14 protein-coding genes are annotated in these 13863 nt (G+C 70.5%); all 14 read left to right on the forward strand.

Annotated elements, in window-relative coordinates:
- The first annotated feature begins 48 nt into the window (after positions 1 to 48).
- Positions 49 to 1413 (forward strand): lyase family protein, encoded by a 1365-nt coding sequence (locus tag AC3ANN_RS00635; RefSeq protein WP_488339081.1) that lies wholly within the window; start codon positions 49 to 51, stop codon positions 1411 to 1413.
- Complete coding sequence (locus AC3ANN_RS00640) at positions 1410 to 2201, forward strand: alpha/beta fold hydrolase (protein WP_488339082.1); 792 nt, start codon at positions 1410 to 1412, stop codon at positions 2199 to 2201. The genes AC3ANN_RS00635 and AC3ANN_RS00640 overlap by 4 nt, the downstream gene beginning before the upstream one ends.
- Entirely contained in the window at positions 2188 to 2586 is a 399-nt protein-coding gene (gene pcaC / locus AC3ANN_RS00645) for a 4-carboxymuconolactone decarboxylase (protein ID WP_488339083.1), read from the forward strand. The genes AC3ANN_RS00640 and pcaC overlap by 14 nt, the downstream gene beginning before the upstream one ends.
- 297 nt (positions 2587 to 2883) lie before the next feature.
- A complete protein-coding gene (locus AC3ANN_RS00650; RefSeq protein WP_488339084.1) occupies positions 2884 to 3648 on the forward strand; it encodes a 3-oxoacid CoA-transferase subunit A in 765 nt (254 codons plus the stop codon).
- Positions 3645 to 4397, forward strand: a complete 753-nt coding sequence (locus AC3ANN_RS00655) for a 3-oxoacid CoA-transferase subunit B (protein ID WP_488339085.1) — start codon at positions 3645 to 3647, stop codon at positions 4395 to 4397. The genes AC3ANN_RS00650 and AC3ANN_RS00655 overlap by 4 nt, the downstream gene beginning before the upstream one ends.
- Position 4398: 1 nt before the next feature.
- The gene (locus tag AC3ANN_RS00660) at positions 4399 to 5571 is read left to right on the forward strand and encodes a thiolase family protein (RefSeq protein WP_488339086.1); all 1173 of its coding nucleotides are present in this window, start codon (positions 4399 to 4401) and stop codon (positions 5569 to 5571) included.
- A gap of 14 nt (positions 5572 to 5585) precedes the next feature.
- On the forward strand, positions 5586 to 6359 hold the full coding sequence (locus AC3ANN_RS00665) for an IclR family transcriptional regulator domain-containing protein (RefSeq protein WP_488339087.1): 774 nt from the start codon (positions 5586 to 5588) through the stop codon (positions 6357 to 6359).
- Positions 6360 to 6626: 267 nt separating this feature from the next.
- On the forward strand, positions 6627 to 7634 hold the full coding sequence (locus tag AC3ANN_RS00670; RefSeq protein ID WP_488339088.1) for an NAD(P)-dependent alcohol dehydrogenase: 1008 nt from the start codon (positions 6627 to 6629) through the stop codon (positions 7632 to 7634).
- Positions 7635 to 7737: 103 nt separating this feature from the next.
- Complete coding sequence (locus tag AC3ANN_RS00675) at positions 7738 to 8694, forward strand: nucleoside hydrolase (protein ID WP_488339089.1); 957 nt, start codon at positions 7738 to 7740, stop codon at positions 8692 to 8694.
- Positions 8691 to 10013, forward strand: coding sequence for an ABC transporter substrate-binding protein (locus AC3ANN_RS00680; protein ID WP_488339090.1), 1323 nt, complete (start codon positions 8691 to 8693; stop codon positions 10011 to 10013). The genes AC3ANN_RS00675 and AC3ANN_RS00680 overlap by 4 nt, the downstream gene beginning before the upstream one ends.
- A gap of 125 nt (positions 10014 to 10138) precedes the next feature.
- Positions 10139 to 10990 (forward strand): carbohydrate ABC transporter permease, encoded by an 852-nt coding sequence (locus tag AC3ANN_RS00685; RefSeq protein ID WP_488339091.1) that lies wholly within the window; start codon positions 10139 to 10141, stop codon positions 10988 to 10990.
- On the forward strand, positions 10987 to 11856 hold the full coding sequence (locus AC3ANN_RS00690; protein ID WP_488339092.1) for a carbohydrate ABC transporter permease: 870 nt from the start codon (positions 10987 to 10989) through the stop codon (positions 11854 to 11856). Before AC3ANN_RS00685 ends, AC3ANN_RS00690 begins: the two co-directional genes overlap by 4 nt.
- Complete coding sequence (locus tag AC3ANN_RS00695; protein ID WP_488339093.1) at positions 11853 to 12740, forward strand: ribokinase; 888 nt, start codon at positions 11853 to 11855, stop codon at positions 12738 to 12740. Before AC3ANN_RS00690 ends, AC3ANN_RS00695 begins: the two co-directional genes overlap by 4 nt.
- Positions 12737 to 13762, forward strand: coding sequence for a LacI family DNA-binding transcriptional regulator (locus AC3ANN_RS00700; protein ID WP_488339094.1), 1026 nt, complete (start codon positions 12737 to 12739; stop codon positions 13760 to 13762). The genes AC3ANN_RS00695 and AC3ANN_RS00700 overlap by 4 nt, the downstream gene beginning before the upstream one ends.
- Positions 13763 to 13863 lie beyond the last annotated feature (101 nt).

Below are 13863 nucleotides of genomic sequence, written 5' to 3' on the forward strand. Positions count from 1 at the left end.
CCCCCGACGGCCCGGCCCCTCGATCCGCGAGCGATGCGAGGGCCGGTCGTGACGGCGATCGATGAAGGGCTGCTCTCGCCGGTCACGGCCGGGCACGACGAGACGGTGACGGATGCCGCGTTCCTCGACGCGCTCGTGACCGCCGAGGTGGCGCTCAGCCGTGCGTACCGCGAGCTCGGTCTCGCGCCCGACGAGGCCGTCGACGAGATCGAGGCCGAGTTCGGCTGGCAGGGCGCGCTCCGCGGATGCCGTGACCATGGCGTCGACGTTGCGTCGCTCGCCGCGGAGGCCGTCGCCGGCGGGAACCCGGTGATCCCGCTCGTCGCACGGATGAGGGAGCGCGTCTCGGTCGACGCGCGGGCGTGGCTGCACCGCGGCGCGACGAGCCAGGACATCGTCGACACGGCCCTCATGCTCGTCGCCCGCGCGGCGTCGGAGCGCGTGATCGCCACGCTCGCGCACGCCGAGATCTCGCTGCGGTCGCTCGCCCGGTCTCGTCGCGACGACGTGGCTGCCGCGCGCACGCTGACGCAGCACGCGGTTCCCACGACGATCGGGCTCCGCGCCGCCGGATGGCTGCGCGGCGTCGCGCGAGCGAAAGAGCGCCTGGACGCGGTCCGTCCGGAGCTGCCCGCGCAGCTGGGCGGCGCCGCGGGCACCGGGGCCTCGTTCGTCGAGCACGCCGGCTCACCCGCGCGGGCGCGGGAGCTCATCGCCGCGTTCGCGCACGAGGCCGGGCTCGACGCGCCGCGCGCGCCCTGGCACACGTCGCGATGGCCGGTCACCGAGCTCGGCGACGCGCTCGTGCAGGCCGTCGACGCCGTCGGCAAGATCGCGGCCGACGTCGCGACCCTGAGCCGCACCGAGATCGGCGAGCTCGCGGAAGGCGCCGGCGGCGGATCGTCGGCGATGCCGCAGAAGCACAACCCCGCGTCATCCGTTCTCATCCGCTCCGCCGCACTGCGTGCCCCGAACCTCGCCGCGACGCTCCACCTGGCCTCGGCCCTCGCTGGCGACGAGCGCCCCGACGGCGCGTGGCATGCGGAATGGCCGACGCTGCGCGAGCTGCTGCGCCTCGCGCTGGGCGCGACCGCGCATGCCGCGACGCTCGTCGCGGACCTGCACGTCGAGCCGGACGCCGTGGCACGCAACCTGCGCGCCACGCGCGGGCTCATCGTGTCGGAGCGGCTGTCGATCGTGCTGACACCGCTGATCGGCGCCGAGCGCGTGCGCGCGCTCATCGCCGCGGCCGGGCGCGGCGACGATCTCGCAGCACTCGTGCGACGGCTTCCCGAAGCGCAGGCGCTCGACGTCGACGCGCTGCTCCACCCGGCGCGCTACACCGGGCTCGCGGGCGAGTTCGTCGACGACGCCGTGGAGCACGACGGCGGCCACGACGAGGAGGATTCATGACCGTACCCGAGATCGCGCTCACGGGCTCTCCGGCGGGGTCCGGAACGGGACCGCTCGTCGTGCTCGGACCGTCGCTGGGCACCTCGACGATCCTGTGGGAGAACGTCGTGCCGACGCTCGCCGACGGCTACCGGGTGCTCGCGTGGGATCTGCCCGGCCACGGGGCCTCGCCGCGCGCGACAGAGCCGTTCACGATGGCGGAGGTGGCGGATGCCGTCGCCCGGGCCGTCGGCGAGCCGTTCCTGTACGCGGGGGTGTCGTTCGGCGGCTGCGTCGGGCTCGAGCTGCTGCTGCGGCATGCCGACCAGGTGATCGGCGCCGCGATCGTCGCCTCGGGTGCGCACATCGGCGAGCCGCAGGCCTGGCACGAGCGGGCCGCGCAGGTGCGCGCGCAGAGCACGTCGACCCTCATCGTGGGCTCGGCGCAGCGCTGGTTCGCACCGGGATCGATCGAGCGCAATCCCGACATCACGGGGCGTCTGCTGCACGCACTGCAGGACGCCGACGACGAGAGCTACGCCCTGTGCTGCGAGGCGCTCGCCGGCTTCGATGTGCGCGACCGCCTCGGCGAGATCGCCCGGCCCGTGCTCGCGGTGTGGGGCGCCCACGACGGAGTCACGCCCGAGGCATCCGCTCGCGAGATCGTGGGTGGCGTGCGCGACGGCCGCTCCGTCGGCATCGACGATGCCGCGCACCTGCCTCCCGCCGACGACGCGACGGCCACGGTGGCCGTGCTGCGCGAGTTCTTCGACCGAGTCGTGAAGGAGAAGACGGATGCCGCGTCCTGACGGCGAGGGCCTCACCGACCAGCAGCGATACGAGCAGGGCATGTCGGTGCGGCGCGAGGTGCTCTCGGACGAGCACGTCGACCGCGCCGTCGCCAACACGACGGAGCTGACCGCCGACTTCCAGGACTTCATCACGCGCGTCGCGTGGGGTGACATCTGGTCGCGTCCGGGGCTCGATCGCCGCTCCCGTTCGGTCGCGGTGATCACCGCGCTCATCGCCCTCGGCCACCACGAGGAGCTCGCGATGCACCTCCGTGCGGCACTGCGCAACGGGCTCACGGTCGACGAGATCCGCGAAGTCATCCTGCAGGCCGGCCTGTATTGCGGAGTTCCCGCGGCGAACACGGCGTTCCGCATCGCGAGCGAGGTCTTCGCCGCCGAGTAGCCCACCCGCGCGCCCGCGCTCAGCATCCTCCGCGTCGGCAGTCGGGCGCACGGGATCCCCGCGTCCGCAGTCACTTTCGGCGATCCGTCGGCTCGACTCCGCGAAAAGCGACTGCGGAGCGGTAGGTGTGCAGGAAACCTCGAGCGTCCGCAGTCACTTTCTGCGGATCTGTGGGGCTCGATCCGCCAGAAGTGACTGCGGGGCACCGAGCACCGAGAGACCTTTCGCGATAGCCCGGGGAGGGCGTAGACTGGCCGCAGTACGGACAAGTGTTCGCAGAGCGAACAAGGAGTGGACGTGATCGACAAGACCGTGGCATCCGTCGAGGAGGCCGTCGCCGGCATCCCCGACGGCGCGACCATCATGATCGGCGGCTTCGGCCGCGCCGGGCAGCCGGTCGAGCTGATCGACGCGCTGATCGCCCAGGGCGCGTCCGGCCTCACGATCATCAACAACAACGCCGGCAACGGCGACACCGGTCTCGCAGCACTGCTCGCGAAGAGGCGGGTCCGCCGGATCCTGTGCTCGTTCCCGCGTCAGCACGATTCGTGGGTGTTCGACGGGCTCTACCGTGCCGGCGAGATCGAGCTCGAGCTCGTGCCGCAGGGCAATCTCGCCGAGCGCATCCGCGCCGCCGGCGCCGGCATCGGTGCCTTCTTCTCGCCCACGGGCGTCGGCACCGAGCTGGCCGAGGGCAAGGAGGAGCGTGTGATCGACGGCCGCACCTATGTGCTGGAGTACCCGATCAAGGCCGACTTCGCCCTCATCAGCGCCCTCAAGGCCGACCGGTGGGGCAACCTCGTGTACCGCGAGACGGCGCGCAACTTCGGTCCGATCATGGCATCCGCCGCCACGACCACGATCGCCCAGGTCGATGAGGTCGTGCCGCTCGGATCGCTCGACCCCGAGACGGTCGTCACCCCAGGCATCTTCGTCGACCGGGTCGTCGCGGTCGGCGAGCGCGCGTGGCTGCGTGGGGGCGAGTTCACCGGGGGAGTCGATATCGAAGGACGCCTGCGGGAACGCGCGGATGCGGCGACAGAGGCGGAGGTGGACCAGTGAGCGTCAGCGAACCGAAGACGCAGGCCACGCGCATCAGCCGCGACGAGCTCGCGAAGCGCATCGCGGCCGACATCGCCGAGGGCTCGTACGTGAACCTCGGGATCGGCGCCCCGACCCTGGTCGCGAACTTCCTGCCGGCCGACCAGGAGATCATCCTCCACACCGAGAACGGGCTGCTCGGGATGGGGCCCGCCCCGGACCCCGACCGCATCGACCCCGACCTCATCAACGCCGGCAAGCAGCCGGTGACGGCGCTGCCCGGGGCGGCGTACTTCCACCACGCCGACTCGTTCGGCATGATGCGCGGCGGGCACCTGGACGTGTGCGTGCTGGGTGCGTTCCAGGTCTCGCAGACCGGCGACCTCGCGAACTGGTCCACCGGCGCGCCCGGCGCGATCCCCGCCGTCGGCGGCGCAATGGACCTCGCGATCGGCGCGAAGCAGGTGTTCGTGATGACCGACCTGCTCACGAAGACCGGCGAGTCCAAGCTCGTCGAGGCCTGTACGTACCCGCTCACCGGCGTCGGCTGCGTCACCCGCGTCTACACCGATCACGCCGTCTTCGACGTCACGCCCGACGGCTTCGCCGTGCGCGAGGCCTTCGGCGACAACACCGTGGAGTCCCTCGCCGAGCTCATCGGACTGGAATTGCAGGTCCCCACGCCCACTCCACGCGCCGCTGGCGCGTCGCGCGGAGCCTCCGGGCGCGTGGGCCCAGTCTCAGCCGCGACATCCGTCGAAGGGAACTGACATGCCCGCCACCACTTACATCTACGACGCCGTCCGCACACCGTTCGGCCGTGCCGGGGGCGCGCTCTCGGGGGTCCGCCCCGACGACCTCGCCGCGGTCGTCATGAAGGCCGTCGTCGATCGGACCGGCCTCGACCCCGCCCGCATCGAGGACGTGATCTTCGGCGATGCCAACCAGGCCGGCGAAGACAACCGCAACGTCGCGCGCATGGGCGCGCTGCTGGCCGGCTTCCCCACGAGCGTGCCCGGCGTGACGGTCAACCGCCTGTGCGGCTCGTCGGTCGAGGCCGTGATCCAGGGGTCGCGCGCGATCGAAGCCGGCGACGCCGACCTCGTCCTCGCGGGCGGCGTCGAGTCGATGAGCCGCGCGCCGTTCGTCGTCGAGAAGTCGCCCCGCCCGTGGCCGGCGGTCGGCAATCAGACGCTGTGGAACACGTCGATCGGCTGGCGCATGGTCAACAAGAACCTGCCGGCCGAGTGGACGATCTCGAACGGCGAGTCCGCCGAGAAGCTCGCCTCGATGTACGGCATCTCGCGCGAGGCGCAGGACGCCTTCGCGCTGCAGAGCCATCGACGAGCGGCCGAGGCCTGGGCCGAAGGGGCGTTCGACGACGAGATCGTGCAGGTTCCCGGGGCGGAGCTCGCTCGCGACGAAGGCATCCGCGATGACACGACGCTCGAGAAGCTCGCCGGGCTGAAGGCGCTGTTCGCCGCCGACGGCACCGTGACGGCGGGCAACTCGTCACCGATCAACGACGGAGCGTCAGCCGTGCTCCTCGGCAGGGAAGGGGCGATGGATGCCGAGCCCCTCGCCCGCATCACCGGCCGGGGTGCCTTCGGGAACGACCCGGACGTGTTCGGCGTCGCTCCCGTCGAGGCCGCGAACCGTGCCCTCGCCCGCGCCGGCCGCACGTGGGCGGATGTCGACTTCGTCGAGCTGAACGAGGCGTTCGCGTCGCAGAGCCTCGCGTGTGCGCAGCTGTGGACCAAGCTCGATCCGGCGCGGCTCAACGAGCGGGGCGGCGCGATCGCGATAGGGCACCCGCTCGGCGCATCCGGCGGCCGCATCATAGGGCGGGCCGCGCACGAGCTGCGCAAGCGCGGAGGCGGCGTCGCGGTCGCTGCGATCTGCATCGGCGTCGGGCAGGGCCTCGCGGTCGTGATCGAGCGGTAGTCGAGAATGGACGGATGACCGAGATCGAAGCCTCCGGCGACTTCGTCCAGTCCCTCGCACGGGGCATCGCCGTCATCCGGGCCTTCGACGCGGAACATCCCGAACTGACGCTGAGCGAGGTGGCGCGCCGCGCCGACATCACGCGCGCGGCGGCCGGGCGGTTCCTCCGGACGCTCGAGCGACTCGGGTACGTCCGCGCCGACGAGCGCCTCTTCACCCTGACGCCGCGGGTGCTGGAGCTCGGCTTCAGCTACCTCTCGTCCCTCTCGCTGCCCGAGATCGTGCAGCCCCATCTCGAGAAGCTCTCGCGCGACGTCGACGAGAGCGTGTCGGCGGCCGTGCTCGACGGCGGCGACATCGTGTACATCGCGCGCGTCCCGACCCGCCGCATCATGAGCGTCCGCATCACCATCGGCACCCGGTTCCCCGCGTATGCGACGTCGATGGGGCGCGTGCTCCTGGCGGGGATGCCGGATGCCGCGCTCGACGCGCTGCTGCCGGCATCCCGTCTCCCTTCGCTGACCGAGCGCACCGTGACCGACCCGGGTGCGCTGCGCCGTGAGATCGAGCACGTGCGGGATCAGGGCTGGGCGCTCGTCGACGGCGAGCTCGAGCCCGGGCTGCGGTCGGTGGCGGCGCCCGTCCGCGATCGACGGGGCGACATCGTGGCCGCAGTGAACGTCTCGACGAGCGCGACCCGCGACACCGTGGAGCACGTGGTCGAGGAGTACCTGCCGCGCCTGCTCGAGACGTGCCGTGCGATCGACGCCGAGCTGCGCCTGGTGTGACCCCGGCCGACGTCCACCTGCGCCCGCGCCCGGCGACCCCGCCGCTTCAGGTGGCGCAACACGCGGAATGCCTCGCGCGATTCCGCGTGTCGTGACCCCCGAAACCCGGGCGGCGCCGCTTCGAGCGAGACGACGGATGCCGCGGCCCACGGCATCCGTCCCGCCCTCGCCCGGCTTTGCCGCCGCGCTCAACTCGTGTAGACACGTGGATGGCACGCGGCGACGATGTCGCGTTGACCCCGCATCGGACACGAAGGAGAGTCGCCCATGGACAACCGCACCGCCCTCATGCCGGAACTGTCGAAGATCGAGATCGTCGACCGCGGAATGCCGTCGGCGGGTCCTCGCCAGGCGGTGGTGAGGATCGAGTCGGTGGGGGTGTGCGGATCCGACACCACGTATTTCACGGTCGGCCGGATCGGGGACTGGGTCGTCGACGGGCCGATCGTCCTCGGTCACGAGGTCGCGGGCACCGTGGTCGCGCTCGGTCGGGACGTGAGCCGGGTCCGCGTCGGAGACCGTGTGGCGATCGAGCCGGGCACGCCGTGCCGCGACTGCGAGGACTGCACGGCGGGGAACTACCACCTCTGCGCCGACCTGGTGTTTCTCGCGACGCCGCCGCACGACGGCGCGCTGACGCAGTTCATGGTCGTCGATGAGCGGAACCTCTTTGCGATGCCGGACCACATGAGCTTCGACGAGGGGGCGATGCTCGAGCCGCTGTCCGTCGGGATCTGGGCATGCCGTCGAGCGGGCCTCCAGCCGGGGGACCGCGTGCTGGTGTCTGGTGCCGGGCCTGTCGGCGTGCTCGCCGCGCAGGTCGCCCGGGCGCTGGGCGCGTCCGTGGTGCGCCTGGCCGATATCTCGCCGTACCGGCTGGAGGTCGCCGCCGGTCTCGGATTCGAGGTCGAGCAGGCGGGAGGGGGCGGCACCATCCCCGAGTTCGACGTGCTGCTCGAGTGCTCCGGCGCCCCCACGGCGCTCGGCGACGGACTGTGGCGGCTGCGCAACGGCGGGAGGGCCGCGATGGTCGGGATGCCGAAGCAATCGGTCGAGCTGCCGCTGTCCCGGCTGAACGTGCGCGAGCTGTCGGTGTCGCTCGTGAACCGCTACGCCCACACCTGGCCGACGGCGATGGCGCTGGTGGCGTCGGGCCGCGTCGACGCCGGTGCGATCGTGACGCACCACTTCGGACTGGACGACACTGCCGAAGCCCTCATGCTGGCGGCCAACGAGCCGCGCTCGATGAAGGCCGTGATCCACCCGCAGCGGTGAGCGATCGGGAACCGTGATCAACTCGTGTTGAATTGGGTCTTGCCACCCCAATTCAACTCGTGTTGAATGGCCGCTTGTACGCACTCGATGAGGAGGGTTCGAAGTGGAACGGGTACTACTGGACGTGGATCTCGCCATGGGGGCGCCGGGCAGCGACATCGATGACGGATTCGCCCTCGCGCTGGCTCTCGCAGACTCGGAGATCGAGCTCGAGCTGGTCACCACCGTGAACGGCAACACCGACGCCGACACCGCGACCGCGCTCACGCTCGAGCTGCTGCACCGTCTCGGGCGACCGGATGTGCCGGTGGTGCGCGGAGCGACGCGGCCGCTCGTTCGCCCACGCGCACGACAGGGGTCGCTGCCCGCCGACGTCCCGGCACGAGAGGCGAAGGAGGGGACGGCAGCGCAGGCGATGGTCGACCTCGTGCGCGCCAACCCCGGCGAGATCACCGTGGTCGCCGTCGGCCCCCTCACGAACGTGGCGCTCGCGATGCGTCTCGACCCCGGGTTCGCGGGGGCTCTGAAGTCCCTCGTGATCATGGGCGGGGTGTTCGAGGGTCAGACCAACAACGCCGCGATGCCGGGCGAGTTCAACATCTGGTGCGACCCCGAAGCGGCCGCCGTCGTCCTCGACTCCGATGTCGTCGCGCGGTGGGTCGGACTGGACGTGACGCTGCAGGTGCGCGTCGAACGCGAGCAGGCGCTCGACATGGCGGCGAGCGAACGCCGGTTCATGGCGTTCGCGGGCGAGTACACGGCCGCGTGGATCGACCATCTCGCCGAGATCGATGAGCCCGGGCTCACCTCGTGCGCGATGCACGATCCGCTCGCCGTGGCCGCAGTGACGCGCCCCGACATCATCACCTGGCGCGACGCCCACGTCGCGGTCAGCACGGCCGACCTCACCCGCGGGGTGATGGTCTGCGACTTCCGCTGCGCCGGCAGCGGACCGGACGGGACTCCCCGCCCCACCCGCCCCAATGCCTCGGTCGCCGTCGCCGTCGACGTCGCCGAGTTCAACAAGCACTTCCTTGAGAATCTGGAGGCAATCGCATGACCCGCGCCGCATTCGGCAAGATCTTCGTGCTCGGCGCCGCCGCGACAGTGTTGTTCGCCGGCTGTGCCTCGGACCCCTCGACCGGCTCGCCGTCCGAGGACTGGAGCATCCCCGATGAAGACCCCACGGCCACGATCAAGGTGGTGGGCATCGTCGATCCCGTCGCCGAGAGCATGGACGACGTGATCGCCGCCTTCGAGGAGGCGCACCCGACCATCCAGGTGGAGTACCAGTACGTGCCGTTCGACGACCTCAACAGCGTGCTGGACACGCGCATCACGTCCAAGAGCGGCGACCCGGACGTGTTCTGGGTCGATCAGCCGCGCGTGCCGGCACTGTCGGAGCGCGGCTATCTGGAGGACCTGACCGAGGCGTTCGAAGGGCGGCTGGACGGCCTCGTCCCCGCGACGGTCGAGTCCAGCTCCTACGACGGAAAGCTCTGGTCCGTGCCCATCGCGAACTCGACGCAGGTGCTCTTCTACAACAAGGACATCCTCGACGCTGCCGGGATCACACCTCCCGGGTCCACCGGCGAGCGGGTCACGTGGCAGCAGCTCAAGGAGCTGGGCGCGAAGGCACAGGCGTCCGGGGGTGCCGAGATCGGACTGATGGTCGGGCAGCCCAACCGCTACTACCAGCTCGAACCGATCCCGGTCTCCGCCGGCGGCGGCGTCGGGGTCACGGGCGACGACATGCTCACGCCGGATCTCACGAACGAGGGCTGGGTCGACGCGATGACGTACTACGGCTCGCTGTTCACCGACGGCGTCTCGCCGAAGGGTGTCACGCCGGAGCAGACAGACGCGACCTTCCTCGCGGGGAAGACCGCGTTCTTCATCGAGGGCAACTGGATGGTGCCCAAGATGCTCGACGCGACCTTCAACTGGGGTGCGGCGCTCAACCCGGTCTGGGAGGGTGGGGACCCCGCGACGCCCACAGGGTCGTGGTCGCTCGGCATCAATCCGTTCTCGAAGAACAAGGAGGCGGCTGCCGTCTTCATCGATTGGATGGCCGTCGACGGTGAGGGCGGGTATGGGAAGCACCGTGAGTTCGCCGAGCTTCCTGCCAACCTCGCCGGGCTGGAGACCTACCTCACGAGTCCGGCATTCACCTCCTCCGAGGGCGGGGCACAGGCCGCCGAAGTGATCGCCGAAGAGACCGAGACCAGTGCGGTGGCCCGTGCGTCGACGGTCGGCTACATCGAGTTCGAAGAGATCCTCGGTCGTGCGTTCTCCGACATCGCGAACGGCGCGGACCCGGCCGAGGCCCTTGCCGCCGCAGAGACGGAGCTGACGAACGCATGGAAGCAGTACCGGTGATGTCAGAGGTGGGGACCCCCGCAGCGGGGGTCCCCACCGGGCCGGGGACTCAGGCAGCCCGCGACACGCGAAGGACCTCCGCCGTCGCCCCGCGACGGGCCACACGGCGGGGCCGCCGAGGGTGGATGATCGCCGCGGCATTCCTTGCTCCCGCGGTCGTCACGATCCTCCTCATCCGCATCATCCCGTTCCTCGGGGCGGTGTGGTCGACGCTGCATGTGCGAGACGGCATCGGACTGCTGGCAGAGGAGCGGTTCGCAGGACTGCAGAACTACGTCGAGCTGCTCGCCGATCCGCTCTTCCAGGCGACGCTCGGTCGCACGCTGCTCTTCAACGTGATCATCAACCCGCTCCAGATCGCCCTCGCGCTCGTGATCGCGGTGCTGCTCACACGGCGGCTGCCCGCCCGCGGCCTGTGGCGCATGGCCGTCTTCATCCCGTGCACGATCCCGCTGGTCGGGTCGTCCATCGCGTGGGGCGTCGCCCTGCGCGCAGACGGACCGGTGAACGGCATCCTGCAGTTCCTCGGTCTTCCCGCGCAGCCCTTCCTCTCGTCGCCGAGCCAGGCCCTGGCCAGCATCATGCTGGTCGCGTCCTGGGTGGGCATCGGCTACTGGATGATCTTCCTGGTCGCCGGGATCAACGAGATCCCCGAAGAGCTGTACGAAGCAGCCTCCCTCGACGGCGCGGGCGCCTGGCGCAGCTTCTGGTCCGTCACGCTGCCGATGCTCCGCCGGCCCCTGCTGTTCGTGCTCGTCGCCGACACGGTGGCGAACTTCGTCCTGTTCGTCCCGATGCAGATGCTCACCGAGGGCGGACCGCAGAACTCGACGACGATGCTGATGTTCGATGCGTATCGCCGGACGTATACCTATTCCCAGCCGAACCAGGGCGCGACGGCGACGGTGATCCTCACGATCATCATGCTGATCATCGTGTTCGTGCAGTTCCGCCTCCTGAAGGAGGACAAGCGATGACCGCCGACACCAGTGCCGGCACCCGGCTGCGCCGCAGGATCCGCGTGCAGTACGTGCTCCTCGGAGTCCTCGCCGCGCTCGTCGGCGTGCTCTTCCTGCTCCCCGCGATCTGGATGCTGTTCGGCTCGCTGCGCCCGGGCAGCGACGTGATCGGCAGCGTGAGTCCGCTCAGCTGGAACACGCTCATCCCCGACGTGTGGACGCTGGAGAACTACGCCGCGCTGTTCGGGCCGCTCCGGTTCGGCCGGGCGCTGCTGAACTCGCTGATCGTCGGATTCGCGAGCGTCGTGCTCGGACTCGTGATCACGATCCCGGCCGCATACGCCCTCAGCGTGTTCCGCTTCCCGGGACGCGAGCTCGTGTTCGCCGTCCTGGTCGTCGGCTTCATGATCCCGTTCGAGGCCATCGCGATCCCGCTTGCGCAGATCTTCACGCAATGGCACCTCGACAACACGTACCTCGGACTCATCCTGCCGGGCATCGGGAACGGGCTGGCGATCTTCAACCTGCGGCAGTTCTTCCTCGGCATCCCGACCGAGCTTCACGAGGCCGCTCGCGCGGACGGGGCGTCGGAGCTTCGGACGATGACGCAGGTGTACCTGCCGTTGAGTGTGACGCCGGTGATCAATTCGGCGCTGCTCATCTTCCTCGCTCAGTGGAGCGCGTACCTGTGGCCGCTGCTGGTCGTCTCGGACGAGAACGTCCAGGTGGCCGCGATCGCGCTGTCCAGGACGTTCTCCGACACCAGTTTCAATTTCGGTCAGATGTTCGGCGGAGCGCTCGTGATCTCGGTGATCCCGGCCGTGCTCCTCCTCGTGCTGCAGCGGTACTTCACGCAGTCGGTGGCGACGAAAGGGTTGAAGTGACGGACGTCGTCGTCGTGGGATCGGTGAACTACGACCTCGGACTGCGGGTGCAGCGACTGCCCTGGGCGGGCGAGACGGTGCTGTCGTCGTCGATCACGCGGACTCCGGGAGGGAAGGGGGCGAACCAGGCGGCGGCCGTGCGGGAGCAGGGGGCGACGTGCGCGATGGTCGCCACCGTCGGAGGCGATGGCGACGCGCTCGTGGCTGACCTGCGCGACCGCGGGGTCGACACGACGTGGATCCGACGGGTCGCCGAAGCGATGACGGGGACGGCCGTCATCATGATCGACGATCACGGTCAGAACTCGATCATCGTCTCACCCGGCGCCAACGATGCGCTGACCGCGGACGAGGTGCGCACCGCGATCTCACGGCTCCCCGACGCACGCGTCGTCCTGACGCAGGGGGAGTCGCCGGTCGCCGCGATCGTCGAGGCTGCCGCAGCCGCCGAAGCTGCATCCATCCGGTTCGTCTTGAACCTCGCTCCGGCCATCGGCGTGCCGCGAGAGGTCATCGCGCTCGCCGACCCGCTCGTCGTCAACGAGCTCGAGGCGGAGGAGACCGCGCTCGCGCTGGGACTGGAGGTCGACGGGCTCGAGCGTGCGGACGTCGCGACCGCTCTGGCCGCTGTCGCGCGTTCCGTTGTGATTACACTGGGCGCCAGCGGGGCCGTGTGGGCCTCTCGCGGGGAAGGCGGCCGGTCGCATGCGGAACGAGTCGAGGTCGTCGACACGACCGGTGCAGGAGACGCGTTCGTGGGCGCGATGGTCGCGGAGCTGACCCGGACGGGCGATCTGGCGGCGGCGGTCCGCCGCGGCGTCGCCGCGGGAACGCGTGCGGTGCGGTTCGTCGGCGCGCGCGGCGCCCAGCAGGCGGTGCGATGACCCAGGTCCGGCGCGCGGATGTCGCTCGCGTGGCCGGCGTCTCGCCGGCCGTCGTCAGCTATGTGCTCAACGATGGTCCGCGACCGGTGTCGGCCGACGCCCGGCGGCGTGTCGAGGCGGCGATCGCGGAGCTCGGGTACCGGCCGAACAAGGTGGCCCAGGCGTTGCGTGGGACGCGGACGCATTCGATCGCGATGCTGATGCCCGATCACCTGAACCCGCACTTCGCCGAGCTCGCGCAGGCGATGGAAGACGAAGCGCAGCAGCGCGGGTACGTCCTCATCATCGGCACGGCCGCAAACGACGCGGAGCGCGAGCAGAGTTATCTCAGGTCGTTCCTGGATCGCCAGGTCGACGGTGTCGTGCTGATCAGCGCGTCGGGGCATCCCGACGTGGCCGAGATCGAGCGAGCGGGGATACCTCTCGTGCTGCTGGACCGCGCGGGCGGCGGCACTCCCTATTCCAGCGTCGTGACCGACAACCGCGCGGCCGCGGCGATGGGCGTCCGCCATCTGCAGGAGCACGGACGCGCACGGCTCCGCTTCCTCTCGGGACCGGCCGAGCTCGAGCCGGTGCGCGATCGCGACCAGGGCTGGCGCGAGACTTCGGGTGACTCGACGGGCGAGCGTGTCTGGCGGAGCGCGTTCTCACGCGAGGCGGGCTACGAGGCGGTCCGCCGTGGACTGGCCGAAACGGGCGTCGACTTCGACGGGCTGTTCGCGGCCAGCGATGCGCAGGCGATCGGTGCGCTCAAGGCGCTGCGGGAAGCCGGGATCGGTGTGCCTGGAGACGTCGCCGTCGTGTCGCTCGACGGCTCAGAGGCAGGGTTGTTCACCGTTCCGACGCTGACGGCCGTCGTGCAGGACGTGCGCCGGCTCGCCGCCGAAGCCGTCGAGATCGTCGTCGCCCGCGCCGCCGACGCGGCCAGTGTGCCCGTCCATCACGTCTTGCAGACCTCGCTGCGCCGCGGGGACTCGTGCGGATGCGGCGCCGAAGAGGACGCGCGGCAGCGCTCTTCATGACGGACGCCGCACGTCGCGACACCCGAGTGCCGGGTCGCATCGCTTCAGGTGGCGCAACACGCGGAATGCGCCGCGCGATGCCGCGTGTCGTGACACCCGGA

It is taken from the genome of Microbacterium sp. STRO-2N (assembly GCF_057747775.1).

Coding starts and splice junctions, on each gene's coding strand:
- AC3ANN_RS00640 (WP_488339082.1), top strand. CDS start 1,410: ATGACCGTACCCGAGATCGCGCTCACGGGCTCTCCGGCGGGGTCCGGA.
- pcaC (WP_488339083.1), top strand. CDS start 2,188: ATGCCGCGTCCTGACGGCGAGGGCCTCACCGACCAGCAGCGATACGAG.
- AC3ANN_RS00660 (WP_488339086.1), top strand. CDS start 4,399: ATGCCCGCCACCACTTACATCTACGACGCCGTCCGCACACCGTTCGGC.
- AC3ANN_RS00665 (WP_488339087.1), top strand. CDS start 5,586: ATGACCGAGATCGAAGCCTCCGGCGACTTCGTCCAGTCCCTCGCACGG.
- AC3ANN_RS00670 (WP_488339088.1), top strand. CDS start 6,627: ATGGACAACCGCACCGCCCTCATGCCGGAACTGTCGAAGATCGAGATC.
- AC3ANN_RS00680 (WP_488339090.1), top strand. CDS start 8,691: ATGACCCGCGCCGCATTCGGCAAGATCTTCGTGCTCGGCGCCGCCGCG.
- AC3ANN_RS00685 (WP_488339091.1), top strand. CDS start 10,139: ATGATCGCCGCGGCATTCCTTGCTCCCGCGGTCGTCACGATCCTCCTC.
- AC3ANN_RS00690 (WP_488339092.1), top strand. CDS start 10,987: ATGACCGCCGACACCAGTGCCGGCACCCGGCTGCGCCGCAGGATCCGC.
- AC3ANN_RS00700 (WP_488339094.1), top strand. CDS start 12,737: ATGACCCAGGTCCGGCGCGCGGATGTCGCTCGCGTGGCCGGCGTCTCG.